Here is a 1451-nt window from a genome sequence, read left to right on the forward strand (position 1 = left end):
GGAAAAAGCGCCCTTCGGGGCTAATGCCGTTCAGTTAAGAGCTGAGCGGCATTTTTGTTTTTGACGCGGGAAGTGGTTGTAAACGATGCGCCGAGCTGTTAACTTTTCGGCACGATGCTCTCCAGCCACCTCACTTACCTGATCGAAGCACAAGAGCCTGCCGATCTGCGCCGGTTAGCCGAGCATCTGCCCTACGAGTGGATCGAACGTGCGGTGCAGGCAACGGGCACAGCGAGCATCCGGCGGCGGCGCCTGCCGGCTGAACAGGTGGTGTGGCTGGTAATTGCACTGGCGATCTACCGGCACTGGTCGATCAGCGAGGTGCTCGACAGTCTTGATCTGGCGTTGCCCAACGAGGCCGAGCCGTTTGTCAGCAAGAGCGCGGCGGCGCAGGCGCGTCAGCGCGTTGGCGAGGCGCCGATGGCTTGGCTGTTTGAGCAGACAGCACGTGCCTGGACGACGCAGGACGCGGCTCACCATGCGTTCAAGGGATTGAGTCTGTGGGCGATGGACGGCACCACGTTGCGCACGCCCGACAGCCCAGCCAACCGCGAGCACTTCGGCGCACAAGGTTACGCCAGCGGCAAGGTGGCCAGTTATCCGCAGGTGCGCGCAGTGACGCTCACCGCGATTCCGACGCATCTGGTCGCCGATATCAATTTCGGACGCTACGACACTAACGAAATGGTGTACGCCAAAAGCCTGCTGCCGCAGATACCGGAAGATTCGCTGACGGTGTTCGACAAGGGCTTTCTGGCCGCTGAGATCCTGTGTGGCCTGACGATGGGAGCGCGCAATCGCCACTTCCTGATTCCAGCCAAATCCAATACCTGCTGGGAAGTGATCGCGGGTACCGCTGACGATGCGACGGTGCGCATGCGCGTCTCGCAGCAGGCGCGCAAGAAGTGCGCGGCTTTGCCTGAATTCTGGAATGCGCGGGCGATCCGCACCATCGACGCGCGCGGGCGCGAACGTGTATTGCTGACTTCGCTGGGGGACCGCCGGCGCTTCAAACCCGCAGATATCGTGGCCTGCTACGAGCGCCGCTGGCAGATCGAAACCAGTTTCCGGGAGATCAAGCAATCGATGCTGGGTTCGGAATTGACCTTGCGCAGCCGCACCGTCCAAGGGGTGTATCAGGAAATATGGGGCGCGTTGATCGCCTACAACCTGATTCGCCGTGAGATCGCCAGCGCCGCATGGGCAGCCAAACTCGAGCCCACCGATATCAGCTTCGTGCGGGCCTTTCATACGATCCAGCACGAAATGATGTGGGCCGCCGTTACTCCGGCCTATGCAAAGTTGCCAGCCTGTCTTACGCGTCTGCGTGAACGGCTCAAGTCCCTTCCCAATGAAAAACGACCCGGGCGCGCATGCGACCGGGTCGTCAAATCCCGCCCTCACCGTTACTCCGTTCGATACTTAAAGAAGGACCTTAACTGAACGGCATT

At 60.7% G+C, this 1451-nt stretch carries 1 protein-coding gene; it reads left to right on the forward strand.

The window, feature by feature from the left end; all coding sequences use genetic code 11:
• Positions 1–114: 114 nt before the first annotated feature.
• Positions 115–1443 carry an IS4 family transposase gene (locus EOS_RS42600; RefSeq protein ID WP_047898272.1) on the forward strand — a complete coding sequence of 443 codons (1329 nt, stop codon included), beginning with the start codon at positions 115–117 and terminating at the stop codon, positions 1441–1443.
• Positions 1444–1451: the final 8 nt, after the last annotated feature.

This window comes from Caballeronia mineralivorans PML1(12) (genome assembly GCF_001028175.1).
Lineage (GTDB): Bacteria > Pseudomonadota > Gammaproteobacteria > Burkholderiales > Burkholderiaceae > Caballeronia > Caballeronia mineralivorans.